This is a genomic window from Pseudomonas sp. FSL W5-0203 (genome assembly GCF_001896155.1).
In the GTDB taxonomy this organism is placed as follows: Bacteria; Pseudomonadota; Gammaproteobacteria; order Pseudomonadales; family Pseudomonadaceae; genus Aquipseudomonas; species Aquipseudomonas paracarnis.
The window spans coordinates 71,514-96,571 of record NZ_MPOR01000005.1 but is presented as its reverse complement, the minus strand read 5'-3'; the positions used below and the strand labels follow the sequence as shown (position 1 = coordinate 96,571).

28 protein-coding genes are annotated in these 25,058 nt (G+C 61.9%); 12 read left to right on the top strand and 16 right to left on the bottom strand.

What is annotated here, in order from left to right; all coding sequences use genetic code 11:
- The first annotated feature begins 3 nt into the window (after positions 1–3).
- Together serS and cysG are read left to right on the top strand one after the other, a co-directional pair.
- Positions 4–1,284, top strand: coding sequence for a serine--tRNA ligase (gene serS, locus BOP96_RS07175; protein WP_019816715.1), 1,281 nt, complete (start codon positions 4–6; stop codon positions 1,282–1,284).
- Positions 1,285–2,679, top strand: a complete 1,395-nt coding sequence (gene cysG / locus BOP96_RS07170) for a siroheme synthase CysG (protein WP_014718896.1) — start codon at positions 1,285–1,287, stop codon at positions 2,677–2,679. It begins immediately after the preceding gene.
- A gap of 106 nt (positions 2,680–2,785) precedes the next feature.
- On the opposite strand, the gene BOP96_RS07165 is transcribed toward cysG, so the two are convergent.
- The 6 genes from BOP96_RS07165 to tusD form a co-directional block, all read right to left on the bottom strand.
- Positions 2,786–3,781 carry a glutathione S-transferase family protein gene (locus BOP96_RS07165; protein ID WP_073452270.1) on the bottom strand — a complete coding sequence of 332 codons (996 nt, stop codon included), beginning with the start codon at positions 3,779–3,781 and terminating at the stop codon, positions 2,786–2,788.
- Between the two features lie 88 nt (positions 3,782–3,869).
- The gene (locus BOP96_RS07160) at positions 3,870–4,871 is read right to left on the bottom strand and encodes a glycosyl transferase family protein (RefSeq protein ID WP_073452268.1); all 1,002 of its coding nucleotides are present in this window, start codon (positions 4,869–4,871) and stop codon (positions 3,870–3,872) included.
- Complete coding sequence (locus BOP96_RS07155) at positions 4,868–5,203, bottom strand: TusE/DsrC/DsvC family sulfur relay protein (protein WP_014718893.1); 336 nt, start codon at positions 5,201–5,203, stop codon at positions 4,868–4,870. The genes BOP96_RS07160 and BOP96_RS07155 overlap by 4 nt, the downstream gene beginning before the upstream one ends.
- On the bottom strand, positions 5,200–5,478 hold the full coding sequence (gene tusB / locus BOP96_RS07150; RefSeq protein ID WP_014718892.1) for a sulfurtransferase complex subunit TusB: 279 nt from the start codon (positions 5,476–5,478) through the stop codon (positions 5,200–5,202). Before tusB ends, BOP96_RS07155 begins: the two co-directional genes overlap by 4 nt.
- Entirely contained in the window at positions 5,478–5,828 is a 351-nt protein-coding gene (tusC, locus tag BOP96_RS07145) for a sulfurtransferase complex subunit TusC (RefSeq protein ID WP_032902851.1), read from the bottom strand. Before tusC ends, tusB begins: the two co-directional genes overlap by 1 nt.
- Position 5,829: 1 nt before the next feature.
- Positions 5,830–6,222 (bottom strand): sulfurtransferase complex subunit TusD, encoded by a 393-nt coding sequence (tusD, locus tag BOP96_RS07140; protein ID WP_003192069.1) that lies wholly within the window; start codon positions 6,220–6,222, stop codon positions 5,830–5,832.
- Between the two features lie 157 nt (positions 6,223–6,379).
- On the opposite strand from tusD, the gene BOP96_RS07135 reads away from it, so the two are divergent.
- Positions 6,380–7,555 carry a CaiB/BaiF CoA transferase family protein gene (locus BOP96_RS07135; RefSeq protein ID WP_073452265.1) on the top strand — a complete coding sequence of 392 codons (1,176 nt, stop codon included), beginning with the start codon at positions 6,380–6,382 and terminating at the stop codon, positions 7,553–7,555.
- A 93-nt stretch (positions 7,556–7,648) separates the two neighbouring features.
- Here the strand turns inward: BOP96_RS07135 and BOP96_RS07130 are convergent, their stop codons facing one another.
- Together BOP96_RS07130 and BOP96_RS07125 are read right to left on the bottom strand one after the other, a co-directional pair.
- Positions 7,649–8,143 carry a SprT family zinc-dependent metalloprotease gene (locus BOP96_RS07130; protein ID WP_003192067.1) on the bottom strand — a complete coding sequence of 165 codons (495 nt, stop codon included), beginning with the start codon at positions 8,141–8,143 and terminating at the stop codon, positions 7,649–7,651.
- 128 nt (positions 8,144–8,271) lie between these two features.
- Entirely contained in the window at positions 8,272–8,874 is a 603-nt protein-coding gene (locus BOP96_RS07125) for a Yip1 family protein (RefSeq protein ID WP_073452263.1), read from the bottom strand.
- 362 nt (positions 8,875–9,236) lie between these two features.
- Here BOP96_RS07125 and ttcA point away from each other — a divergent pair, with 362 nt between their 5' ends.
- Both ttcA and BOP96_RS07115 read left to right on the top strand, forming a co-directional pair.
- Positions 9,237–10,061: a tRNA 2-thiocytidine(32) synthetase TtcA gene (ttcA, locus tag BOP96_RS07120; RefSeq protein WP_014718888.1), complete on the top strand. Its 825-nt coding sequence runs from the start codon at positions 9,237–9,239 to the stop codon at positions 10,059–10,061.
- Positions 10,062–10,128: 67 nt separating this feature from the next.
- Positions 10,129–10,800 (top strand): DNA-3-methyladenine glycosylase I, encoded by a 672-nt coding sequence (locus tag BOP96_RS07115; RefSeq protein ID WP_014718887.1) that lies wholly within the window; start codon positions 10,129–10,131, stop codon positions 10,798–10,800.
- Positions 10,801–10,925: 125 nt separating this feature from the next.
- Here BOP96_RS07115 and BOP96_RS07110 read toward each other — a convergent pair whose 3' ends face one another.
- The 3 genes from BOP96_RS07110 to arsC are packed head-to-tail and all read right to left on the bottom strand — an operon-like array spanning position 10,926 to position 12,278.
- Complete coding sequence (locus tag BOP96_RS07110) at positions 10,926–11,330, bottom strand: DUF2069 domain-containing protein (protein WP_032902853.1); 405 nt, start codon at positions 11,328–11,330, stop codon at positions 10,926–10,928.
- Complete coding sequence (gene wrbA, locus BOP96_RS07105; protein ID WP_014718885.1) at positions 11,314–11,928, bottom strand: NAD(P)H:quinone oxidoreductase; 615 nt, start codon at positions 11,926–11,928, stop codon at positions 11,314–11,316. Before wrbA ends, BOP96_RS07110 begins: the two co-directional genes overlap by 17 nt.
- Positions 11,925–12,278 carry an arsenate reductase (glutaredoxin) gene (arsC, locus tag BOP96_RS07100; RefSeq protein ID WP_014718884.1) on the bottom strand — a complete coding sequence of 118 codons (354 nt, stop codon included), beginning with the start codon at positions 12,276–12,278 and terminating at the stop codon, positions 11,925–11,927. Before arsC ends, wrbA begins: the two co-directional genes overlap by 4 nt.
- Before the next feature lie 115 nt (positions 12,279–12,393).
- On the opposite strand from arsC, the gene BOP96_RS07095 reads away from it, so the two are divergent.
- Positions 12,394–12,855 carry a TlpA disulfide reductase family protein gene (locus BOP96_RS07095; RefSeq protein WP_003192057.1) on the top strand — a complete coding sequence of 154 codons (462 nt, stop codon included), beginning with the start codon at positions 12,394–12,396 and terminating at the stop codon, positions 12,853–12,855.
- A gap of 132 nt (positions 12,856–12,987) precedes the next feature.
- Here the strand turns inward: BOP96_RS07095 and BOP96_RS07090 are convergent, their stop codons facing one another.
- The 4 genes from BOP96_RS07090 to BOP96_RS07075 all read right to left on the bottom strand — a co-directional run bounded on the left by BOP96_RS07090 (position 12,988) and on the right by BOP96_RS07075 (position 17,699).
- On the bottom strand, positions 12,988–13,392 hold the full coding sequence (locus BOP96_RS07090) for an META domain-containing protein (protein ID WP_014718883.1): 405 nt from the start codon (positions 13,390–13,392) through the stop codon (positions 12,988–12,990).
- Positions 13,389–13,829 (bottom strand): hypothetical protein, encoded by a 441-nt coding sequence (locus BOP96_RS07085; RefSeq protein ID WP_003192054.1) that lies wholly within the window; start codon positions 13,827–13,829, stop codon positions 13,389–13,391. Before BOP96_RS07085 ends, BOP96_RS07090 begins: the two co-directional genes overlap by 4 nt.
- A gap of 71 nt (positions 13,830–13,900) precedes the next feature.
- Positions 13,901–14,890: a 2-hydroxyacid dehydrogenase gene (locus tag BOP96_RS07080; RefSeq protein ID WP_073452261.1), complete on the bottom strand. Its 990-nt coding sequence runs from the start codon at positions 14,888–14,890 to the stop codon at positions 13,901–13,903.
- A gap of 55 nt (positions 14,891–14,945) precedes the next feature.
- Positions 14,946–17,699 (bottom strand): response regulator, encoded by a 2,754-nt coding sequence (locus BOP96_RS07075; protein ID WP_019816717.1) that lies wholly within the window; start codon positions 17,697–17,699, stop codon positions 14,946–14,948.
- A gap of 205 nt (positions 17,700–17,904) precedes the next feature.
- Between BOP96_RS07075 and BOP96_RS07070 the strand changes: the two genes are divergently transcribed.
- Positions 17,905–18,633: a response regulator transcription factor gene (locus BOP96_RS07070; protein ID WP_014718880.1), complete on the top strand. Its 729-nt coding sequence runs from the start codon at positions 17,905–17,907 to the stop codon at positions 18,631–18,633.
- The gene (locus BOP96_RS07065; RefSeq protein ID WP_014718879.1) at positions 18,620–19,978 is read left to right on the top strand and encodes a sensor histidine kinase; all 1,359 of its coding nucleotides are present in this window, start codon (positions 18,620–18,622) and stop codon (positions 19,976–19,978) included. The genes BOP96_RS07070 and BOP96_RS07065 overlap by 14 nt, the downstream gene beginning before the upstream one ends.
- 3 nt (positions 19,979–19,981) lie before the next feature.
- Here BOP96_RS07065 and BOP96_RS07060 read toward each other — a convergent pair whose 3' ends face one another.
- Positions 19,982–20,497, bottom strand: a complete 516-nt coding sequence (locus tag BOP96_RS07060; RefSeq protein ID WP_003192045.1) for a DUF2062 domain-containing protein — start codon at positions 20,495–20,497, stop codon at positions 19,982–19,984.
- Between the two features lie 135 nt (positions 20,498–20,632).
- Between BOP96_RS07060 and BOP96_RS07055 the strand changes: the two genes are divergently transcribed.
- From BOP96_RS07055 to lpxK, 4 genes are all read left to right on the top strand, one after another.
- Positions 20,633–22,858, top strand: coding sequence for a DNA internalization-related competence protein ComEC/Rec2 (locus BOP96_RS07055; protein WP_073452259.1), 2,226 nt, complete (start codon positions 20,633–20,635; stop codon positions 22,856–22,858).
- Positions 22,859–22,966: 108 nt separating this feature from the next.
- Positions 22,967–23,602 carry a MotA/TolQ/ExbB proton channel family protein gene (locus BOP96_RS07050; protein ID WP_003192043.1) on the top strand — a complete coding sequence of 212 codons (636 nt, stop codon included), beginning with the start codon at positions 22,967–22,969 and terminating at the stop codon, positions 23,600–23,602.
- A complete protein-coding gene (locus tag BOP96_RS07045) occupies positions 23,599–24,027 on the top strand; it encodes an ExbD/TolR family protein (RefSeq protein WP_073452257.1) in 429 nt (142 codons plus the stop codon). Before BOP96_RS07050 ends, BOP96_RS07045 begins: the two co-directional genes overlap by 4 nt.
- Positions 24,027–25,037 carry a tetraacyldisaccharide 4'-kinase gene (gene lpxK / locus BOP96_RS07040; protein ID WP_032902859.1) on the top strand — a complete coding sequence of 337 codons (1,011 nt, stop codon included), beginning with the start codon at positions 24,027–24,029 and terminating at the stop codon, positions 25,035–25,037. The genes BOP96_RS07045 and lpxK overlap by 1 nt, the downstream gene beginning before the upstream one ends.
- Positions 25,038–25,058: the final 21 nt, after the last annotated feature.

Genomic DNA, 25,058 nt, shown 5'->3' with positions numbered 1-25,058 from the left:
GACATGCTCGATTCCAAACTGTTACGTAGCAACCTTCAGGACGTAGCGGACCGCCTGGCATCCCGTGGCTTTGCCTTGGATGTTGCGCGCATCGAAGCGCTGGAAGAACAGCGCAAGACCGTCCAGACCCGCACCGAAGCACTGCAGGCTGAACGTAATGCGCGCTCCAAGTCCATCGGCCAGGCCAAGCAGCGCGGCGAAGATATCGCGCCGTTAATGGCGGATGTCGAGCGCATGGGCACTGAGCTGTCCGACGGCAAAATCGAGCTGGAAGGCATTCAGACCCAGTTGGATTCGATCCTGCTGGGCATTCCGAACCTGCCCCACGAATCCGTACCGGTCGGCGAAGATGAAGACGGCAACGTCGAAGTGCGCCGCTGGGGCACGCCGAAAGCCTTCGATTTCGAGATCAAGGACCACGTCGCCCTGGGCGAATTGACCGGTGGCCTGGATTTTGAAACCGCGGCAAAAATGTCCGGCGCACGCTTTGCCTTGCTGCGCGGCCCGATTGCGCGCATGCACCGTGCACTGGCGCAGTTCATGATCAACCTGCACACCGGCGAACACGGTTACGAAGAGGCCTACACCCCGTACCTGGTTCAGGCGCCGGCGTTGATGGGCACCAGCCAACTGCCGAAATTCGAAGAAGACCTGTTCAAGATCAGCCGCGACGGCGAAGCCGACCTGTACCTGATCCCGACGGCCGAAGTGTCGCTGACCAATATCGTCGCCGGCGAAATCCTCGACGCCAAGCAACTGCCGTTGAAGCTGGTTGCCCACAGCCCGTGCTTCCGCAGCGAAGCCGGCGCATCGGGTCGCGATACCCGCGGCATGATCCGCCAGCATCAGTTCGACAAGGTTGAAATGGTCCAGGTAGTAGAACCGTCGACCTCCATGCAAGCCCTGGAAGGCCTGACTGCCAACGCCGAGCGCGTGTTGCAGCTGCTGGAGCTGCCGTACCGCGTACTGGCCCTGTGCACGGGCGACATGGGCTTCAGCGCCGTGAAAACCTACGACCTGGAAGTGTGGGTGCCGAGCCAGGACAAATACCGCGAGATTTCGTCGTGCTCCAACTGCGGTGACTTCCAGGCCCGTCGCATGCAGGCGCGTTTCCGCAACCCGGAAACCGGCAAGCCGGAACTGGTGCATACCCTCAACGGTTCGGGCCTGGCCGTAGGCCGTACCCTGGTGGCCGTGCTGGAAAACTACCAGCAGGCGGACGGTTCGATCCGTGTACCTGAGGTGCTCAAGCCTTACATGGCGGGCGTTGAGGTCATCCGCTAAATGGAATTTCTGCCGCTGTTTCATAACCTGCGCGGCAGTCGTGTGTTGGTCGTCGGTGGTGGGGAGATTGCCTTGCGCAAATCCCGGCTGCTGGCCGATGCCGGCGCGGTGTTGCGGGTGGTTGCTCCCCAGATCGAAAGCCAGCTGCGTGAGCTGGTGCTGGGCAGTGGCGGGGAACTGATGTTGCGCGGTTATCAGGAGGCCGACCTGGACGGTTGCACCCTGATTATCGCGGCTACCGACGATGAGCCACTGAATGCGCAAGTGTCCAGTGATGCCAAGCGTCGCTGCGTGCCGGTCAATGTGGTGGACGCGCCAGCGTTGTGCAGCGTGATCTTCCCGGCGATTGTCGACCGTTCACCCTTGGTGATTGCCGTCTCCAGCGGCGGTGACGCGCCGGTACTGGCACGGCTGATCCGCGCCAAGCTGGAAACCTGGATTCCCTCCACCTACGGGCAACTGGCTGGGCTGGCCGCGCGTTTTCGGGCTCAGGTCAAAGGTTTGTACCCGGATGTGCAGCAGCGCCGGGCGTTCTGGGAAGAAGTGTTCCAGGGCCCGATTGCCGACCGCCAGTTGGCCGGGCAGGGCGAGGAGGCCGAGCGCCTGTTGATCGAAAAGGTCAATGGCGCGCCGCCTTACGCGCCCGGTGAGGTGTACCTGGTGGGTGCAGGCCCAGGTGACCCGGATTTGCTGACCTTCCGCGCATTGCGCCTGATGCAGCAAGCCGACGTGGTGCTGTACGACCGTTTGGTTGCGCCGGCGATTTTGGAACTGTGCCGTCGTGATGCCGAGCGCGTGTACGTCGGCAAGCGTCGTGCCGATCACGCGGTGCCTCAAGACCAGATCAACCAGCAACTGGTCGACCTGGCCAAGCAAGGCAAGCGCGTGCTGCGCCTTAAAGGGGGTGACCCGTTCATCTTTGGTCGTGGTGGCGAAGAGATCGAGGAATTGGCGGCCCATGGCATCCCCTTCCAGGTGGTGCCGGGTATCACGGCAGCCAGTGGTTGTGCGGCTTATGCCGGGATTCCGCTGACTCACCGCGATTATGCCCAGTCGGTACGGTTTATTACCGGGCACTTGAAGAACGGTACCTCGGACTTGCCTTGGCAAGACCTGGTCGGCCCCTCACAGACCCTGGTGTTCTACATGGGCTTGATTGGCTTGCCGATCATTTGCGAGCAGTTGATCAAGCACGGGCGCTCCGCAGATACCCCAGCGGCGCTGATCCAGCAGGGCACCACGTCCAACCAGCGCGTGTTCACCGGCACCCTGGCCGACCTGCCGCGCATGGTGGCGGAGCATGAAGTGCATGCGCCGACACTGGTGATCGTGGGTGAGGTGGTGGTACTGCGTGAAAAGCTCAAGTGGTTCGAGGGCGCCCAGTCCCAAGTCTGACCTCAAAAGCATCGGGGGCAAGCCCCCTCCCACATTGGAATGCATTCCAAGTGTGGGAGGGGGCTTGCCCCCGATGAGGCCATCTCATTACAACCGATGATCCGGATCAGCCAAAGACACCTTTACCCGGCAGCCGCACCCGATCATGCTCCGTATCAAACCTCTGCAACGGCCCCTTCGGCACAATCCCCGTCGGGTTGATCGTGCGATGGCTGGCATAGTAATGCCCCTTGATATGCTCGAAATCCACCGTCTCGGCCACCCCCGGCCACTGATACATCTCCCGCAGCCAGTTCGACAAATTCCCATAGTCGGCAATTCGCCGCAGGTTGCATTTGAAGTGGCTGTAGTACACCGCATCAAAATGAATCAGCGTAGTGAACAGCCGTACATCGGCTTCGGTCAGGTACTCGCCGGCCAAATAACGATGGCTGCCCAGGTGCTGTTCCAAATGATCCAGCTCGGCAAACACATCATCAAACGCACTTTCATACGCCTGTTGTGAGGTGGCGAAACCTGCGCGGTACACACCGTTGTTCACGGCGGGGTAGATGCGTTCGTTGAGGCTGTCGATGGTCGAATGCAGGGCTTGGGGGTAGAAATCCAGGGTATTGCCGGTCAGCGCATTGAACGCACTGTTGAACATGCGGATGATCTCCGCCGATTCATTGCTGACGATGCGCTTGAGCTTTTTGTCCCACAGCACCGGCACGGTCACGCGCCCGGTATAGTCGGCGGTATCGGCGGTGTAGCGTTGGTGCATGAAGTTGAAACCGTCGAGGTTGTCGCCGCTGGAGCCGTGGGCCTTGTCGAAGGTCCAGCCGTTTTCCAGCATCAGCCAACTGACCACCGAGACGTCGATCAGGCTTTCCAGGCCCTTGAGCTTGCGCAGAATCAAGGTGCGGTGCGCCCACGGGCAGGCGAGGGATACATAGAGGTGATAGCGACCGGCCTCGGCCTTGAAGCCGCCTTCACCACTCGGGCCTGGCGCGCCATCGGCGGTCACCCAGTTGCGGCGTTGTGCCTGCTCCCGTTGGAAAGCGCCATCGGCGCTACTTTCGTACCACTGGTCTTTCCACTGTCCGTCGATCAATAAACCCATGACTGGCTCCTTGGCTGATAAGCGTTGGAGCCCAGTCTAAAGGGATGAGTTCGAACTAAAAGCGCAAAGAACCGGCGTGAATGATCGATTAAATCGATTTATCCCGTGCGTCCCAGTACTGCTGGGCCAACTCGAACGCCTGTTGCCGTGGGTGGCCAAGGCCGCGCAGGGCCAACGCCATGGTGGCGATCAACGCCAGTTGCGGGTAGCTGTCTTCAACATCGCCGCGCCACAGCGCTTTGAGGTGCTCGGGCTCAAGCGTTGCTGGCTTGACGTGGCGCTGGTCTGAGAGGGCGGGCCACTCTTCGTCCCAGCTCTGGCCGCCGGTGGTGCCGTACAGGTGACTGAGGGTGTCGGGGTTGATCTCGATCTCGCCGCCGTCGCCCTTGACCACAATCACGTTGTCACCCAGCAAGCCACTGGCATCGCGATGCACGCCCTGGTAACCGGGGTGGAAAATGCTTTGCAGGCCACAACGCGCATTCAGCGGGTTGAGCAGGCGCGCCAGAGAGTGGATAGGCGAGCGCAGGCCCAGGGTGTTGCGCAGGTCGATCATGCGTTGCAGCTGTGGGGCCCAATCACCCAGCGGGATAAATGCCAGGTTGCCGTGGGCGAAGGTGCTCTGGACCTGTTGCCAGTCGCGGCACAGCGGGATCTGCAAGCCGTCCAGCAATTGCTCGGTGTACAAGCGCCCCGAAGTGTGGGCGCCGCCGCCGTGCATCAGGATGCGCACGCCGTTCTGCGCCAGGCATTTGGCTGCCAGCAGGAACCACGGCAGGTGGCGCTTTTTACCGGCGTAGGTCGGCCAGTCGATATCGACGTTCAGCGCTGGCGCGTGCAGGCGCTCACGTACGGCTTCGGTGAAACCGGCGAGTTCTTCCGGGCTTTCTTCCTTGTGGCGCAGCAGCATCAGGAAGGCGCCGAGCTGGGTGTCCTCGACCTTTTCGTCGAGCAGCATGCCCATGGCTTCCCGCGCTTCCTCGCGGGTGAGGTTGCGCGCGCCACGCTTGCCTTTGCCGAGGATGCGCACGAACTGCGCAAAGGGATGCTCTTGGGGCGTTACGAGAGTCAGGGGGGCAAAGTCGGTCATAAGCAATTCGTCGGCCTGGGCAGGCCCGCCAGCTTGGCGGCGAGTTTGGCGGGAGTGCCGTTGAACAGTTTGTTGAGGTGCAGGCTGTTGCCCTTTTCCGGGCCCAGCTTCAAGGCGGTGTACTTGATCAGCGGGCGCGTGGCGGGGGATAGCTGGAATTCGGTGTAGAACTGGCGCAGCAGGGTGAGGATTTCCCAGTGTGCCGGCGTCAGCTCCAAGGCTTCGGCAGCGGCCAGGGCATTCGCCACTTCATCGGACCAGTCGTTGAGGTCGACGAGGTAGCCGTCCTTATCCAGTTCCAGGGTGCGTGCGCCGACGGTCAGGGTGTTCATAGCCAGGTGTTGACCTTGTCGTAGTCGATCGACAGTTGCACGAAGCCTGGGTAATCGACGCTGTCAGCCCAGTCGGGCAGCGGCAGGTTGCGCGCCTGCATGTCTTCGGCCAGCACAAACACCTTTACGCCTTTGGTTTGCAGGGCGGGCGTGTGCAGGCCGTAGGCTCCGTCACCACATAGGAGGATAGCGTCCTCGGTGCCACAGATGCGCAGGCAGCTGTCGAGGCGGCTGTCGGTAAACGGGGAATGAGACACCACATGTAGAGTCGACATCAGAGGGTAATCACCTGGTCGTAACGGTCAATCAGCTGGAAAATGGCTTGGCTGTCGAGCGCCTGCGCGTGGGCAGGCGGCGGCAACCCGCGTGCGGTCAGGCTATGGCTGCACGCGAACACGTCATCAATGCCGAACAGGCCCAGGGCCTGCAGGTTGGCACTCAGGTCTTTCTGTTGCACGGCCTTGGCCGCTTGGTTCGGCGCCAGTTGGAACACACCGTCATCCAGGAACAGCAGGCCAATGGGCAGATCGAACGCGCCGCCGGCCAGCACGATATCCAGTGCTTCCCGCGCACTCGGCCCGGACCACGGGGCCTGGCGGCTGATCACTAATAAGGATCTGGACATGTCACGGCCCTCCAAAACAGATCAGGCGGTCGGCGTCCTGGATCGCGTCATGCAATTGTCCCAGGCCCGACAACGCCCAGGGTGCTTCCAGGTTGACCGCGCTGCGTTGGTAACGCGCAGCTTCCTCGGCATTAAGCACACCCCGGCGCAGGGCTGCGGCGATGCACACCACGCCGTCGAGTTGGTGCTGGCTGACAAACTCGCGCCATTGGCGCGCAATGTCTTGCTCATCCTGGGGCGCGACGATGTTATTGGACGCGCTGTACACGCCGTCCTGGTAGAAAAACAGCCGCACGATCTCATGCCCGCCGGCCAGCGCCGCCTGGGCGAACAACAGGGCGCGGCGCGAGGAGGGCGCGTGGGCGGCGCTATACAGTGCAATCGCGAACTTCATGGAAGACTCTGCCAACAAACGTCGGCCAATGATAAAGCCGCCGCCGCGAAAAAGCCCGCCGTGATCAAAACGGTCACTGTGGTTGATCGTTCTGACGATTGCCGGCAGCTGCCCGGCTGCCTAGTCTGTGAGTATTCGCAACCCAACTGGAGTCCCCATGTCAGGTCCCTTGGCGTCCCTTAAAGTGTTGGATTTTTCCACCTTGCTGCCCGGCCCGTTTGCCTCCCTGATGCTGGCGGACATGGGCGCCGAGGTGCTGCGTATCGAATCGCCCACACGGATGGACCTGTTGCGGGTATTGCCGCCCCATGATCGTGGTACCTCGGCCAGCCACGCCTACCTCAATCGCAACAAGCGCAGCCTGGCCCTGGACCTCAAGCAGGCCGAGGCGCTGGAGATTGTGCGTGAGTTGGTCAAGGGCCATGACATCCTGCTCGAGCAGTTCCGCCCCGGTGTCATGGAGCGCCTGGGCCTGGGCTATGAGGCGCTGAAGGCGATCAACCCGCGGCTGATCTATGTGTCGATCACCGGTTACGGCCAGACCGGCCCCTATAAGGAACGCGCCGGGCACGATATCAACTACCTGGCGTTGGCCGGCGTGGCCAGCCATACCGGGCGCCAGGACACCGGCCCGTTGCCCCTGGGCGTACAGTTGGCGGATGTGGCGGGCGGCTCGCTGCATGCCGTGGTGGGCTTGCTGGCGGCGGTGATTGCCAGGCAGCAAAGCGGGGTGGGGCAATACCTGGATGTGAGCATGACCGACTGCTCGTTCAGCCTTAACGCCATGGCGGGGGCCGGTTACCTGGCTTGCGGGGTCGAGCCTGGGTGGGAGAACCATGTGCTCAATGGCGGGAGTTTCTATGACTACTACCGCACACGCGATGGGCGCTGGATGTCGGTGGGCAGTTTGGAACCGGGGTTTATGCAGCAGCTGTGCGCGGCCTTGGGGCGCCCGGAACTGGCGGCACACAGCGTGACGCCCGAACGCCAGGCCGTGCTCAAACAGGCGTTGCAGGTGGAGTTCGAGAAGCGCAGTTTTGAAGAGTTGTGTGAGTTGTTTGCCGGGGTGGATGCCTGTGTTGAGCCAGTGTTGAGTTTGAGCGAAGCGGTGGAGCATCCCCAGTTGAAGGCGCGGGAGCTAGTCAGCCAGGTGCCCCGGGGTGATGGCTCGACACAAGCGCAATTGGCCTGCCCGCTGAAATTCTCCGAGGGGTTGCCGGCACCCAGGCACATTGGAGTGGCGGTGGGGGCGCACAGTGATGAGGTGCTGGCGGAGTTGGGGTTCGGCATTGAGCGGATAGAGCAATTGCGGCAGGCCAAGGTTGTAGGTTGACTGAGCGGGCGCTTTCGCAGGCAAGCCAGCTCCCACATCTGGATCTGTGAACGCAATCAAAATGTGGGAGCTGGCTTGCCTGCGAATAGGCCCTCATTCCACCCGAGTTTCTCCAGTGAACACCAGAGTCTGCCGACACCGCCGACACAAATACCGCCGCCCCTGGTTCACCAGCCCATGGCGCTGCGGTGAAAACGGAAAATCACTGTCCGCACACGGGCAGCGGTAAATATAGCGAGTCACTTGCCGACGCTTGACCTCGTAGGTGTGGCAACGGTCGGGCGGCAGCTCGTAAACCCCGCGCATGATCAACTGCCATTCCTCGCCATGGGGTTGGATACGCTCGCCAAACAATTGGTGGGCAATCAGGTGTGCCACTTCGTGGGCCACGGTTTGCTTGAGAAAGTGTTGGCTGTTTTCACGGTATAACTGAGGGTTGAAGCGCAGCAGGTTCTCGTGCAAATGCGCGACACCGGCCTTCTGGCCCCGCAGCTTGAGGCTGACCTGGGGGCGTTTGAAGCTTCGTTTGAAAAAGGATTCGGCTTGCAGGAAACAATCTTCGACGCGGGTATTGAGTTGCTCGGGCATGCTGTACATATCTCCAGAGACGCCCAGTATGCCGCAAAGCTGGGTGTTTCCGAATCTGTCAGGCGCCGAATGGTCATGCATAACGCACAAAGCCACCTTGCGGTGGCCTTGCCTGCGGGTTTTTTCGTTCAACTGGTGTAGATCGGCCCGACGCCCAGGCCCCAGACGATCACGGTAAAGGCCATGATCGCCACCAGCACCACCAGGCCGACGGCCAATACCGAGCTGGAAAACAGGAAGCCTTCATCCGGGTCGATACTCATGAAGGTCGGCAGCCCCACATACAGCAGGTACACCGTGTAGCAGATCGCCGCCGTGCCCACGACCATGCCCAGCCACATATGCGGGTAGAGCGCCGCCAGCCCGCCGATAAACAAGGGTGTGGCGGTATAAGTGGCAAACGCCACGCAGCGGGCCATGCTTGGGCTGGCGTCGTAGGTGCGGGCCATCCAGTGAATGAATGCACCCATCACCGCCACGCCGCACAGCATGGCCGCGTAGGACATGAGGGTCATCCACAGCGCGCTTTCCTGGGTCAGCATCACCGGGGCGCGGTTGCCGATGACCCAGCCGATCTGAGTGGTGCCAATAAAGGCGGAAATGGCGGGGATCGCCGCGAGAATCAGGGTATGAGTGAGGTACATGTGGCTGATGCTTTCTTCTTTATCGCCACGGATTTCCCGCCATTCCTGGTCGGGATGGGTAAACAGCCCCACGACGTGATGGATCATGCCAGTCACTCCTGTCGTTATTACCATCGCCCCCCATCGGAGCGCCCACGGGCCAAATGGCCTGAAAGGTCTGGATAGATGTGCGACCTCAAGTCGCAGTATAGAAAGGGATGACCGGAATAACCGTAGGGCCTTTAGAGCAAATTGCGCTGTAAACACTCACGCTAATCGCGGTGCGGTCTGTCAGGATTCATGGGATCCAGTGTGGGAGCTGGCTTGCCTGCGATGGCGGCCTGTCCGGACCAGAGATGTTGACTGGCACACCGCTATCGCAGGCAAGCCAGCTCCCACATTGGAACTCGGCGAGTCTTACCGGTAAAATGCTGCGCTTTTCGTCACACACCTTTGCGGATCCAAGCGCCATGGGCACTCTTACAGTCAACCAGAACAAACTGCAAAAACGCCTGCGTCGCCTGGCCGGTGAAGCGGTCGCCGATTTCAACATGATCGAGGACGGCGACAAGGTCATGGTCTGCCTCTCCGGCGGCAAAGACAGCTACACCATGCTCGACGTGTTGCTGCACCTGCAAAAGGTCGCGCCGATCAAGTTCGAGATCGTGGCGGTCAACATGGACCAGAAACAACCCGGTTTCCCTGAGCATGTGCTGCCGGCCTATTTGAAAGAACTGGGCGTGGAGTACCACATTGTCGAGAAAGACACCTACTCGGTGGTCAAGGAATTGATCCCGGAAGGCAAGACCACCTGCTCGCTGTGCTCGCGCCTGCGCCGCGGCACGCTCTATACCTTTGCCGATGAGATCGGCGCGACCAAGATGGCCTTGGGTCATCACCGCGATGACATCGTCGAAACCTTCTTCCTCAATATGTTCTTCAACGGCTCGCTCAAGGCCATGCCGCCCAAGCTGCGTGCCGATGATGGGCGCAACGTGGTGATCCGCCCGCTGGCGTATTGCAACGAGAAGGACATCCAGGCTTATTCCGACTTCAAGCAATTCCCGATCATCCCGTGCAACCTGTGCGGCTCCCAGGAAAACCTGCAGCGCCAGGTGGTCAAGGAGATGCTGGTGGACTGGGAGCGCAAGACCCCGGGGCGTACCGAAAGTATCTTCCGCAGCCTGCAAAACGTGATCCCGTCGCAATTGGCCGACCGCAACCTGTTTGACTTCACCAGCTTGAAAATCGATGAGACCGCCGCATCGCGTTTCGTCAATGTAGTGAACCTCTGAGTCTTCCCGAGGCTCTAGTACACGGCGCTTGCGGGCGCCGTTTTCAATTCGACTGACAGGAGAGGGCATGCGCGATTACAAGTGGCTGCACGAATATTGTCTGAACCGCTTCGGTTCGGCGGCCAAGTTGGAAGCCCATCTGCCGGTGCCCAAGACCCCGGCGCAATTGCGCAAGATCACCGATGACCGTTACCTGTCGACCTTGGCGCTTCGGGTGTTCCGCGCCGGTTTGAAGCACAGCGTGGTTGATGCCAAATGGCCGGCGTTCGAGCAGGTGTTCTTCGGTTTCGACCCGGAAAAAGTCGTGCTGATGGGCGCCGAGCACTTGGAACGGTTGATGCAGGACGCCCGCATCATCCGCCACCTGGGCAAGCTCAAGAGTGTGCCGCGCAATGCGCAGATGATCCTGGATATCGAGCAGGAAAAAGGCAGCTTCGGTGCGTTTATCGCCGATTGGCCAGTGACTGACATCGTTGGGCTCTGGAAGTACCTGAGCAAGCATGGCCATCAACTGGGCGGGCTGTCGGCGCCGCGCTTTTTGCGCATGGTCGGCAAGGACACCTTTGTGCCAAGCGATGACGTGGTGGCGGCGCTGAATGCGCAGAAGATTGTCGACAAGGCCCCGACCAGCCTGCGCGACCTGGCGACGGTGCAGGGCGCCTTCAACCAGTGGCATGCCGAGAGTGGGCGGCCGATGTGTCAGTTGTCGATGATGTTGGCTTACACGGTGAATCATTGATCACCTGATCGTTCCCACGCTCCGCGTGGGAATGCATCCTGTGACGCTCCGCGTCACCCTTGCACTAGGCCCGGGACGCAGAGCGTCCTGGGCAGCATTCCCACGCGGAGCGTGGGAACGATCAGTCAATCGGCCAGTCGACGGTTCAACTGATGCCGCCAACGCACATACAGCAACGCCGTGCAAAACACCGCCAGGCTCGCCAGCATTTCCAGCACACCGAACCACTGGCGGTTCGGGTCATACGCCGCCAGCGCGCCCTTGATGAAATACAGGTTCACCACAAAGCACATCCACGAATGCCCGCGTGCGCTGCCCATCAGCATGCCTGGCGCAAGTATCAGCAGCGGCACCAACTCGATCAGCAGGATGACCCACGGGCGCGCCCCATGCAGGTCGGCGACCAACAGGTAGTACGCGCACAACAAGCCCACCAGGCCTAAAAACGCCAGCAGGCTCAGCGCGCGTGCCACCTTGACCCGCGGCGCCAGCCATTCCCGCGTTGGCAGGACCTTAGGCTTCCTGGCCACGGCCGTTCTCCAACAGCGTGGCGGTCTTGGCCAGGCGCAGGCCCAAGGCCCGGCACAGGGTGATTTCATGTTGATCGAGCATGCGCTTACCGTCTGGCCCGGAATGGTGGCTGGCGCCATACGGCGTGCCGCCGCCCTGGGTGTCGAGCAGTGCCTGCTCGCTGTAGGGCAGGCCGGTGATCAACATGCCATGGTGCAGCAGCGGTAGCAGCATCGACATCAGCGTGGTCTCCTGGCCGCCATGCAGGCTGGCGGTGGAGGTGAAAACGCCGGCCGGCTTGCCGACCAAAGCGCCGGTAAGCCACAGGTTGCTGGTGCCATCGAGGAAGTACTTGAGCGGCGCGGCCATGTTGCCGAACCGGGTCGGGCTGCCCAGGGCCAGGCCCGAGCAGTGCTTCAGGTCGTCCAGGCTGGCATACAGCGCGCCTTCGTCGGGAATGCTCGGCGCCACCGCTTCGCACTCGGTGGAGATCGCCGGCACGGTGCGCAACCGCGCTTCCATGCCGCCTTGCTCGATACCGCGGGCAATCTGCCGGGCCATCTCGCTCACCGAGCCGTTGCGGCTGTAATACAACACCAGCACATAGGGCGTAGTCACGGCAGGATCTCCAGCACGTTCTCGGGTGGGCGGCCAATGATGGCTTTGTCGGCGGTTGCCAGGATCGGGCGTTCCATCAGCTTGGGATGGGCTGCGATGGCGGCGATCAGTTGGGTGTCGCTGAGGCTGGCGTCTGCCAGGTTCAGGGTTTTGTATTCGTCTTCGCCGGTGCGCAGCAGTTGGCGTGCGCTGATCCCCAGTTTTTTCAGCAGGGCCTCGATTTGCGCGGCATCCAGCGGGGTGTCCAGGTAGCGCACGACGGTCGGGGTGAGGCCGCGGGCTTCCAGCAGTTCCAGCGCACCGCGGGATTTCGAGCAGCGCGGGTTGTGATAAAGCGTCAGATCGGTCATGTGCGGGTCGCATCTTGCGTAAGGTGGCGGGTATTCTACCTGCGCTGGCGCCTGTCCTTAAACCGTAAGAGGCGATAGGCCGCAGCCAACGTTCATTTTTGCGAAGGAATACCCCATGACAAGGCGACTGATCGGTGCATTGGCGATCATCACAACCCTGCTGCTCAGCGGCTGCGGTAACGATTACGGCGTTGACCAATATGGCCAGAAAGTGGCGGCCGAACGCCTGGACAAACAGTGGCTGGTGGTCAACTACTGGGCCGAATGGTGTGGGCCGTGCCGCACGGAAATCCCCGAGCTCAATGCCCTGGCAGAACAGTTGAAAGGCCAGAATGTCGGGGTGTTCGGCGTCAACTTCGACAATGTGCAGGGTGAAGAACTGAAGGCCGCCAGCGACAAGCTGGGGATCAAGTTCACGGTACTGGCCCAGAACCCGGACGGGATCTTCGAGATTCCGCGCAGCGAGGCATTGCCGGTGACCTACATCATCGACGACAAGGGCAAGGTGCGTGAGCAGTTGATGGGTGAGCAGACAGCGGAAGGGGTGTTGGCCAAGCTCAAGGCGCTGAAAGGATAAAACTGTGGGGGCTGGCTTGCCTGCGATGGCATCGCTGCGGTGTACCTGATACACCGCGTCGTCCGCATCGCAGGCAAGCCAGCTCCCACAGAACCAGAGGACACCGCGTTAATACAGGAGAGTGCGCCTAGATCAGCCTTCTTCGAGCCACAAGCGGATCGGCTTGCCTTCGGCCGGCCAGAACCGTGTCTGCTCTATAGGCGAGATGTCCCAACGCTGCACGCCTTGCAGGGCCTGGAAGAAGCGATGCTCTTGCTCCATCAGGGCCTCGGCGCACATTTTTCGGGTGCTGCCGACTGGGCCGAAGCTGAGCTTGTCGCCTTCGACCGTGTACGGCGCAAACCAGTGGTTACAGCCGCCATTGCCATAGGCGCGGCCATCGGCGCCCAGGGTGACGGTGAGGTGCGCGTAGTCCATCAACGGCCGCTCACCGATCCATTCCACTACGTAGCTGTGGTCGCGCTCGAGCTTGGCGCCATCGGCAGCGCAGCCTGCCAGGCCCATGCCGATGGCGGCGAGCAGCAGCGGGCCTTTCATTGCGCGGCCTGCTGGCATTTCGGGCAGCGGTGCTTATCGCCTTCGCTGGCCCAGCCCAGTTCTTTGATACGCGCGTTGGCGGCCGGTTGCAGCGGTGCCTTGGTCAGCTTGGTTTCTACCGCGAATTCAAACTCCAGCACGGCGTCGCAGCTGTCGCAATTGACCTTCCAGGTGTGAATCTCCAGTTCGCCGAACTTCGGCCCTTGGGCCATGGCGACCCACTGGCCCGCTGGGCGGATGGAGTAGCGTGCGTCACCTTCGACGGTCAGTCGCATCGACAGGGTTTTACTGCCGCGCAGGCTGACGATCAGGACGTCGCCATGTTTGATCGAACCACCGTTGCCGGTGACCTGGTAACGGCCCGGCACCAGGGCACGGCATTCGATCAGGGTATGTTGCGGGCTCAGCAAGCTGAAGCGGAAATCGTGTTCGGCCATGGATCCTCCAAATAGGCGCGGCATCCTATCACGGGTGCCGGCCTATCATGAGCCTGGTATGTGACCGCTGATCATCCCTTGACCAGGTTCTGCGCCCGGCCATCGCCCCACGCGGCAATGTTGGCCAATGTGGTACCGGCAATCGCCGCCAGGGCCTCACGGGTGAGGAAGGCCTGGTGCGCGGTGATGATGACGTTGGGGAAGGTCAGCAGGCGGGCAAGCACGTCATCCTGCAGGGGCAGGTCCGAGCGGTCCTCGAAAAACAATTGGGCTTCTTCTTCGTAGACGTCCAGCCCCAGGTAGCCCAACTGGCCAAGCTTGAGCGCTTCGATCAGTGCTGGCGTGTCGACCAGGCCACCGCGCCCGGTGTTGATCAGCATCGCACCGGTTTGCATCTGCGCGAGTGAGCGGGCATTGATCAGGTGTTTGCTGTCGGCGGTCAGCGGGCAGTGCAGGCTGATGATTTGCGCCTTCGCCAATAGTTCAGACAGGCTCACGTAGCGGGCCCCGAGGTCCTGCACCTGTGGGTTGGGGAAGGGATCGTAGGCCAGCACCTGGCAGCCGAAGCCGGCCATGATCTTGGCGAAGGTCGCGCCGATCTGACCGGTGCCGACCACGCCGACCGTTTTGCCGACCAGATCAAAACCGGTCAGCCCGTGCAGGCTGAAATCACCGTCGCGGGTACGGTTGTAGGCACGGTGCAGGCGACGGTTGAGGGCCAGGATCAGGGCGACGGCATGCTCGGCCACTGCGTGGGGCGAATAGGCGGGCACGCGCACGATGGTCAAGCCCAGGCGCTGGGCGGCGGGTAGGTCGACGTGGTTGTAGCCCGCCGAGCGCAGGGCAATCAGGCGTGTGCCGCCCTTGGCCAAGTGCTCCAGCACCGGGGCGCTGAGGTCGTCGTTGATAAAGGCACAGACCACCTCGTGGTGTTCGGCCAGGGCCACGGTATCGAGGTTGAGCCGGGCGGGTTGGAATTGCAGTTCCAGGCCAGCCGGCAGCGGTTCGCCGAGGAAACTCTCGCGGTCGTAGGTTTGGCTGCTGAAGAGAATGACGCGCATTGAGAAGGCTCCCTGCAATTTACACATTGTTGATTCGTTGCCCATGAAAACAGGGTCAGGCGCTGACTCTGGCTTCACTGGCCAGCCGCGCAATCGCCATGTCCAGTTCGTCCAGCGCGGCCATGGCCTTGGCGTCATCCTGCTTGAGCAGGGTTTCGGCGCGTTGGCAGGCTGCTCGTAATTGCGGCACGCCACAGTAGCGGGTGGCGCCGTGCAAACGGTGCACGCGCTCGATCAAGGCATGGTTGTCATTGGCTTCGCGGGCGTGGGTAATTGCCAGGCGATCAGCCTCCAGGGAGGCCAGCAGCATGGCGAGCATATCGGCGGCCAGGTCGGCCTTGTTGGCGGCCAGGCGCAGGCCTTCTTCGTGGTCGAGTACCAAGAGCTGCACGCCCTGGGCCGCACCTTCATGGGTGCGCTCCGGGCCTTGGTTACGCAGCGCCAGGCCGGTCCATTTCAATACCACCTGGGCCAATTGCCGCTCGCTGATGGGTTTGGTCAGGTAGTCGTCCATACCGCTTTGCAGCAGGGCGCGTTTTTCGTTGGCCATGGCGTGGGCCGTGAGGGCCACCACCGGCAGCGGCGTGCCGTGGCGCTCGCTTTCCCACTGGCGGATCGCCTCGGTGCTCTGGCGGCCATCCATGCCGGGCATTTGCACGTCCATCAGCACCAAATCGAACGTTTCCTGCTTCACGGCGTCGACCGCCGCGTAACCGCTTTCCACCGCCTGCACCTTGGCGCCCATGTCTTCCAACAGGGTTTGCACCAGCAACAGGTTGGCCGGGTTGTCGTCCACGCACAGCACGCGTGGCGCACGGCTGGACAACGGCTCACCGGGTTCGCTGCGCGAAGGGCGCGGGCTGATCAGGTCGGCCAGGGAACGGCGCAACTTGCGCGTACAGGCGGGCTTGGCCTGCAATTGGCTGTTGGGGTTGGGCACCGATTGGTTGAACAGCATCTGCTCGGTGGTCGGGCACAGCACCAGCACCTTGCAGCCCAGGTGTTCAAGGTCCCACAGGTGTTGGTTGAGGCGCTCGGGCGGAATGTCGTTGGCCGTGACGCCGAGCACCGCCAGGCTGATGGCCTGTTCGGTCTGGTGCGCACTGGTGATGCCGTTGGTCAGGCTTTCCAGGGTATTGAACGGCGTGACTTCCAGGCCGCAGTCTTCCAACTGATGTTGCAGGGCCTGGCGCGCCAGTTCGTGGTTTTCCAGCACGGCCACACGACGCCCCAATAGCGGCGCGGCGGGCAGGTCTTCGACGTCGTCACGGGTCTTGGGCAGGTTCAGGCTGATCCAGAATTCCGAACCTTCACCCGGCGTGCTGTCGACGCCGATTTCGCCGCCCATCTGCTCGATCAATCGCTTGGAAATCACCAGGCCCAAACCGGTGCCGCCGGGCTGGCGCGACAGCGAGTTGTCGGCCTGGCTGAATGCCTGGAACAGGGCGCGCACATCCTGGTTCGACAGGCCAATGCCGGTGTCTTGCACACTGATGCGCAATTGCACGCTGTCTTCCTGCTCGTCCTCGATCATGGCCCGGGCCACAATGGTGCCTTCGCGGGTGAACTTGATCGCATTACTGATCAGGTTGGTCAGGATCTGCTTGAGCCGCAGCGGGTCGCCCACCAACGCCAGGGGCGTGTCGCGGTAAACCAGGCTCACCAGTTCGAGCTGCTTGGCATGGGCGGCGGGAGCGAGGATGGTCAAGGTGTCTTGCAGCAAGTCGCGCAGGTTGAAAGGCACGCTGTCGAGCACCAGCTTGCCGGCTTCAATCTTCGAGAAATCGAGGATCTCGTTAATGATGCCCAGCAAGTTATCCGCAGACTTTTCGATAGTGCCCAGGTAGTCCAACTGGCGCGGCGACAGCTCGCTTTTTTGCAACAGGTGAGTAAAGCCGAGGATGCCGTTGAGCGGCGTGCGGATTTCATGGCTCATGTTGGCCAGGAACTCCGACTTGATACGGCTGGCCTCCAGGGCTTCCTTGCGCGCCAGGTCCAGCTCGATGTTCTGGATCTCGATGGTTTCCAGGTTCTGGCGCACGTCTTCGGTGGCCTGGTCGATGCTGTGTTGCAGCTCTTCCTGGGCATTTTGCAGGGTTTCGGCCATGCGGTTGATGCCCGACGCGAGTTGGTCCAGTTCCTGGCTGCCCAAGGGTGGCAGGCGTGTCTCCAGGTTGCCGTCCTTGAGCTGGGTCACGGCTTGCTTGATCTGGCCAATCGGCGAATTGATGGTGCGGCTGATACGCAGGGCGAGGGCGGCGGTGCACATCAGGCCGATGGCGATCAGCAGCAGGCTGGCGAACAGGCTGCGATAGCCGCGCAGCAACATGCCATTGTGGGACAGCTCCACTTCGACCCAACCCAGTAGACGGTCGGCCTCATCGGGAATCAACTCGCCCGCCAGGTTGCGATGGCGGCCAAACACCGGCAGTAGATAGCGAGTGGCGTCATTGCCGGTGCGCTGCAACAGGTGCGAACTGTTGCCGGTGGGCGGCTGGTTGAGCATGGTCGGACCGGCATGGGCCAGGGACGAACGGTCGGGCGCCAGGAACGACACGGCGCGCACATCCGGCTGCTCCAGGGACTGGGTCGCGATGCGCTCCAGCAGGTCGGTGTTCTTATGGCCCAGCGCGGGTGCCACCAAGGGTGCCAATTGCTCGGCGATCATTTCGCCGCGTTGCAGCAGTTGGGTCTGCAACTCCGAGAGTTGCATCCAGGTGAAATAGCCGCCCAACAACAGCGCCATCAGGCTGGTCGGTAATAAGGTCAGCAACAGTACGCGGCCTTTTATCCCCATTCTTCTAAGCACGCCACTCTCCTGCTACCACGTTGTTATCAATGATCCACGCCGGCATCCGGCCCGCGCCACCTGCGCAGTGTAGCCATTTGCACGGTCTGGAATCTTGCAAATTAATGACATGCGGCAATCTTCGGGCCATTCGGCGCCGGGTGGCGATTGCCTGTGAACGTTTAATCTTGAATAATCAGTGATTGAGAATGACTTGCAGACGCTAATGACTCCCGCAGCAGTTGGCCTACCCAGTATCCTGACCATCGAAGACGACCCGGTGTTGGGCGCCTACGTGCACGAGCAGCTTGGCCGCAGCGGCTTCCAGGTGACCTGGTGCCAGAACGGCCAGCAGGGCCTGCAACTGGCCCGCGCCCAGGCCTTCGACCTGGTGCTGATGGACATTCTGCTGCCGGGGCTGGACGGTTTGTCGATCCTCACCCATTTGCGCCAGAGCCACGCCATGCCCGTGATCCTGATGTCGGCCCTGGGCGCTGAAGCCGACCGTATCAGCGGTTTTCGCCTGGGCGCGGACGACTATTTGCCCAAGCCGTTCAGCATGGTTGAACTGTGCGTGCGAATTGAAGCGATCCTGCGCCGCGTTGCCCTGGATCGCCGGCCCGAGCCGCCGCGCGCCTCGGTACCTGAACATGCCCGGGTGCTGCACTTTGATGATGAACGCTGCGATGTGTCCTGCCAGGACCAGTGGGCCGGGCTCACGCGCAGCGAATACCGCCTGCTGGAAACCCTGCACCGCAATGCCGAAGAAGTCCTCAGCAAAGCCTTCCTGTATCAGCAGGTGTTGCAGCGCGGTTATGCGCCCCATGACCGCAGCCTCGACATGCATGTCAGCCAGATCCGCCGCAAGCTCAAGGCCATCGGTTACATCGAGCGTGAAGTACGCACCGTATGGGGCAAGGGCTACGTGCTGAGCGGTCACGATGAAGGGCTTTGAGCGATTGCCCGGCAGGCACTCGTTGTTCTGGAAGCTGGCCTGTCTGTTGATCGCCTTCTGTTTGCTGATGATCTGGCTCAGTTGGTCGTGGGGGCGCTACATGGAGCAGCAAAGCGCGTACCTGTCGGACAAGTCGCGGGAGATTCTCACCGGCTATGCCGCGGGTGCCGAGCTGGCGTGGAGCACTCAAGGCAGCGCCGGCGTGGACGCCTGGCTGCGGCGGATGGCCGAGCGCGAAAGCACTTGGGTGGGGGTGATCGGTAACGACCTACAGTCCCTGGGCAGCACGCCCTTGAGTGACAAGGAAAGCCAGCGCCTGACGTTTTTGCGCGGATTGGATTGGCCGGTCAGCCGGCATGTCATTGGCCTGCCCTGGATGAAGGTGCCGTTTCCGGTCGACCCTGGCGCGGGGTCGCTGGTGATCGAGCTGCCGCAGCGTTTTATGCCAGGGCGCTATCAACTGTTCTGGCGGGTGGTCACCAATGGTGTGATTCCCGGCCTGTTTACCCTGTTGCTGTGCATCGGCCTCTACCGGCTGTTGATCATGCCCCTCAATCAATTGCGCGAGCAGGCCAATGCCTGGCGTGCGGACCAACTCAATACGCGGATGTCTCGCGATGCCACCAGCCGCCAGGATGAACTGGGCGAGTTGGGCCGCGCCTTTGACCATATGTCCGAACGCTTGCAGGGCACCGTGCGTTTGCAGCAGCAGTTGCTGCGCGATATGTCCCATGAACTGCGCACACCCTTGAGCCGCCTGCGGGTGGCCTGCGACAGCGAGCAAGACCCGGCCAAGCTGCGCGAGCGCCTGGGCCGGGAAATCGACGCCATGCAGCGCCTGGTGGAAGACAGCCTGCAACTGGCGTGGCTCGACAGCGAAACAACGCCGCTGCCCCAGGAAGACATTCAGCTCCAGGCGTTATGGGACATCTTGCGCGAGAACGCGTGTTTTGAAAGCGGTTGGCCCGCATCGCGCTTGCCGTGCCTGTTACCCGCGGACAGTTGGGTGCGTGGCAACCTCAATGCACTGGCCCAGGCCTTGGAAAATATCCTGCGCAACGCCGTACGCCACTCGCCCCAGGGCGGCTGGGTGCAACTCGACGGCTGTCGGGAGGGGGACTATTGGCATATCTGGCTGCAGGATCAGGGCGCTGGGATTGCTGAGGATGATCTGGAGCGCATCTTCGCGCCCTTTACCCGCCTGGACGGCTCGCGGCCCGGCGATGGTGGTTTCGGCCTGGGCCTGAGCATTGCCCGCAACGCCGTGCAGCGCCAGGGCGGTCGCTTATGGGCGGAAAATACCGGGCAGGGCCTGCGGGTGCATTTGCACTTGCTGGCCCGTTAGCGCTCAGCGCCTACGCAGTTTGCGTTTTTTCCACTGGTGCGCCACCCACCAGCGCCAGTACGCCATGGTCAGGCAATAGGCCAGGGCGCCCAATACTACCCCCAATACCACCGAACCCAGCAGGAACGGCTGCCAGAGTGTGCTCAACTGGCCGCTGATCCATTCCCACGTCAGGTTGTCGGGCAAGCTGCGTGGCGGCACATTCATCAGCCAGGCGCCGGTCATATAGGTGCAGATGAACACCACCGGCATGGTGATGGGGTTGGTCAACCACACCAGGCTGATGGCGATGGGCATATTGCCGCGCACCGAGATCGCGAGCACTGCGGCGAGCAACATCTGCAACGGAATCGGGATAAACGCCGCAAATAAACCCACCGCCATGGCGCGCGCCACGGAGTGCCGGTTCAGGTGCCAGAGGTTGGGGTCATGCAGCAGCGTGCCAAGAAACTGTAATGACTTGTGTTCCCTGATACTGCTGGGGTCTGGCATGTACCGTTTGAATAAGCGCCGGGGCATAAGGGGTCCAGGTCAATTCGAGGGGCAAGTATGCCCGGATTCTATAAACAGAAAATTCAGACTTTGTGACAAAACATCATAGGCGCTGTCGTTCAGCCGACTAAGACTGAGTGGATCACGGGAAAAGGATGATCCATGAAGACAGGGATGTTGGCGTTGGCGCTGGGGTTGCTGATGTTGCGTTGGTTGCCGGCCCTGCCGCCCGGCGCCGCGTTATTGGGCATGCTGGTGTTGGCCTTGATGCTGTTGCCTTTTCGGTCCTATCCCTTGGCCTTTTTTCTGGTGGGCTTGAGCTGGGCTTGCTTCAGCGCGCAGCGGGCGTTGGATGATCGACTGCAGCCGGCCCTGGATGGGCAGACTCGTTGGGTGGAGGGGCGCGTGGTCGGCTTGCCCCAGCAGACGGTTACGGGCGTGCGCTTTGAACTGGCCGACGGCCGGTTGCGCAAGGGGCGGCTGCCCAAACGTATCCGCGTGTCCTGGCACGGCGGGCCAGTGGTGAACAGCGGCGAACGCTGGCGCCTGGCGCTGACACTCAAGCGGCCTGCGGGCCTGCTCAATTTTCATGGAGTTGACCACGAAGCCTGGCTGCTGGCCCAGCGTATCGGTGCCACTGCAACGGTAAAAGATGGTGAACGCCTCGCACCGGCCCGCAATGCCTGGCGCGATGCTGTTCGCCAGCGCGTGATGGCGGTGGATGCCCAAGGCCGCGAGGCGGGCTTGGCGGCGTTGGTATTGGGCGACGGTTCCGGCTTGGCGCCTGAGGATTGGCAGGTGTTGCAGGACACGGGCACGGTGCATCTGCTGGTGATTTCCGGGCAGCATATCGGCTTGTTGGCGGGCTTGATCTACGGCTTTGTCGCGGTATTGGCGCGCTATGGTTGCTGGCCACGAACCTGGCCGTGGCTGCCGTGGGCGTGCGGCCTGGCTTTTGGCGCAGCGTTGGGTTATGGCCTGCTGGCGGGGTTTGGCGTGCCGGTGCAGCGGGCTTGTATGATGGTCGGCCTAGTGTTGCTGTGGCGTCTGCGTTTCCGCCATTTGGGGCTGTGGTGGCCGTTGCTGCTGGCGCTGAACGGCGTGCTGGTGCTGGAGCCCTTGGCCAGCCTGCAGGTAGGGTTCTGGTTATCGTTTGCGGCGGTCGCGGTATTGTTGCTGGCGTTCGGCGGGCGCTTGGGGCCGTGGAGCGTCTGGCAGGCGTGGACCCGGCCTCAGTGGTTGATTGCCATTGGCTTGTTTCCGGTGTTGCTGGTGTTGGGTTTGCCCATCAGCCTCAGCGCACCGGTGGCCAATCTGTTTGCCGTGCCGTGGATCAGCCTGGTGGTGCTGCCCCTGGCGCTGCTGGGCACGGCGTTGTTGTGGGTGCCGCTGGCGGGGGAAGCTGTGCTGTGGCTGGCCGGCGGCGCGCTGGACGGATTGTTCAAGGGCCTGGCGCTGCTTGCCGGGCAATTGCCGGCCTGGGTGCCGCTCGAGGTGCCGCTGGCGTATTGGCTGGTCAGCCTGATGGGCGCAGTGGTGTTACTGCTGCCCAAAGGGGTGCCGTTCCGGGTGTTGGGCTGGCCCATGTTGTTGATGGCCGTTTTCCCGCCCCGGGAGTGGGTGCCCCACGGACAGGTCGATGTGGTGCAACTGGATGTCGGCCAGGGGCAGGCACTGATCCTGCGCACCCGCCATCACACCTTGCTCTACGATGCCGGGCCGCGCTCGGGGCCTGTCGACCTCGGCGCGCGCGTCGTGTTGCCGTCGTTGAAAAAACTCGGGGTAGGGCGGTTGGACATGATGCTGCTCAGCCATGCCGACGCCGATCACGCCGGTGGTGCGGCAGCAGTGGCTCGGGGGTTGCCCGTCAAACGCGTGGTGGGCGGCGAAACCGAGGGCTTGCCAGCCTTTCTCGCCACCCAGCCCTGTACCAGCGGCGAACGATGGGAATGGGATGGTGTGTCGTTTGAACTGTGGCAGTGGGCGGGTGGGCTTGAGGGCAATCCGAGGTCGTGCGTGCTGCACGTCCAGGCCAATGGCGAACGCCTGCTGCTCACCGGCGACATTGATCGCGCTGCCGAACAGGCGTTTCTGGCATCCCCGCTGGCGGTTCCGACCGACTGGCTGCAGGCCCCGCACCATGGCAGCCGAAGTTCTTCGTCCTGGCCTTTCGTACAACGGTTGGCGCCCACCTCTGTGCTGATTTCCCGCGGTCGCAGCAATACGTTCGGCCATCCTCATCCGCAGGTCCTCGAACGCTACCAAGCACTGGGCAGCCGGGTGTATGACAGCGCCGAACAGGGCGCTGTGCGCCTGCGCCTGGGGGCGTTTGTGCCTGCGACGGTTGCGCGCAGCGAACGTCGTTTCTGGCGCGAACCGTTACCGTAATCAGGCGTTGCCAAGGTCTCGAACCGCGACAGACGGACCTGTAGCCGGTGAACCCTTCTGTTGACCCTATATGGTAAAGTGGCGCACTTTTTCGAGGGGACATTCACTGTGTGGGAATTGGTCAAATCCGGCGGCTGGATGATGTTGCCGATCATTCTGAGCTCCATCGTCGCACTCGGCATCGTCGCCGAACGCCTGTGGACCCTGCGCGCCAGTCGCGTCACCCCCGAGCACTTGCTGGGGCAGGTCTGGGGCTGGATCAAGAACAAGCAGCTCGACAAGCAAAAGCTCAAAGAGCTGCGTGCCAATTCGCCACTGGGTGAAATCCTCGCCGCCGGCCTGGCCAATTCCAAGCATGGTCGCGAGATCATGAAGGAGTGCATCGAAGAGGCGGCCGCCCGGGTTATTCATGAACTGGAGCGCTACATCAACGCCCTCGGCACTATCGCCGCCATGGCGCCGTTGCTGGGTTTGCTCGGCACGGTATTGGGCATGATCGATATCTTCAGTGCGTTCACGGGCTCGGGCATGACCACCAACGCGTCGGTACTGGCCGGCGGTATCTCCAAGGCCCTGATCACCACCGCCGCGGGCTTGATGGTGGGTATCCCTTCGGTGTTCTTCCACCGTTTCCTACAGCGGCGCATTGATGAGCTGGTGGTCGGTATGGAACAGGAAGCCATCAAGCTGGTAGAAGTGGTGCAGGGCGACCGTGATGTAGACCTGGTCGAGGGCAAAGCGTGAAATTTCGCCGTAAGCAACGGGAAAATATTGATATCAATCTCGCGTCGTTGATCGACGTGGTGTTTATCCTGCTGCTGTTCTTTGTCGTGACCACCACCTTCACCCGGGAAACCCAGCTGCGTGTCGACCTGCCTGAAGCGGTGAGTGGCTCGCCTGCCGAAGACCAGCAAGTCAAGCAGCTGGACATCGCTATCAGCGCCGAAGGGGTGTTTTCGGTGAATAACCAGTTGCTGGAGAAAAATGACCTTGCCAGCCTGATGGAGGCGTTGCAGAAAGAGTCTGGTGGCGACACCCAGTTGCCGCTGTCCATCAGCGCCGATGGCAAAACCCCACACCAGGCCGTGATCACCGCCATGGACGCTGCCGGCAAGCTCGGTTTCAGCCATTTGCGCATGACCACCGTCGAGGCGGCGAGCGCGCCCTGATGGCCATCTCCGACCGTTTACTCAAGGCATGGTACGAAGGTCATCCAGCACTAATGTTGCTGCGACCGCTGGAATCGTTGTATCGCCGTGTGGTTCAACGTAAGCGTGCGCGCTTCGTGGCGGGCGAGGGCGAGATTTATCAGTCGTCTGTGCCAGTGATCGTGGTGGGCAATATTACGGTGGGAGGCACCGGCAAGACGCCGTTGATCTTGTGGTTGATCGAGCACTGCCGCCGCAGCGGTTTGCGCGTAGGAGTGGTCAGTCGAGGCTACGGTGCCAAGCCGCCGCAGCTGCCGTGGCGTGTGGAGGCCGGCCACAGTGCCGAGGTGGCCGGTGATGAACCCTTGCTGATCGTGCAGCGCAGCGGTGTACCGCTGATGATCGATCCTGATCGCAGTCGTGCGGTAAAGGCACTGCTGGCCAGTGAACCCCTGGACCTGATCCTCTCCGATGACGGCCTGCAGCATTACCGCCTGGCTCGCGATCTTGAACTGGTGCTGATCGATGCCGCCCGCGGCCTCGGCAACCGCCGGTGCCTACCAGCCGGGCCGTTGCGTGAACCGGTGGATCGCCTGAAGAGTGTGGACGGGGTACTTTATAACGGTGCCGTTTCGGACCGTGAAGATGGCTTTGCCTTTCGCCTGCTGCCCACAGCGCTGGTCAACCTGCACAGCGGCGAGCGCCAGCCGGTCACCTACTTTGCGCAGGGCCAGCAGGTGCATGCGGTGGCCGGCATAGGTAACCCGCAACGTTTCTTCAATACCCTTGAAACGCTACACTGGCAGCCGCTACCCCATGCTTTTGCCGACCACGCGCCCTACAGCGCCGAGGTCTTGAATTTTACCCCGTCATTGCCGCTGGTCATGACCGAAAAGGACGCGGTGAAGTGCCGCGCCTTTGCCCAGCCCGACTGGTGGTACCTTGCGGTGGATGCGGTACCGTCGCCGGCGTTCGTCGCCTGGTTCGACATGCAGTTGATGCGTCTGCTGCCCAACCGTCTCTTGCCTTAAAACGCTTCTTTCCAGGAAACA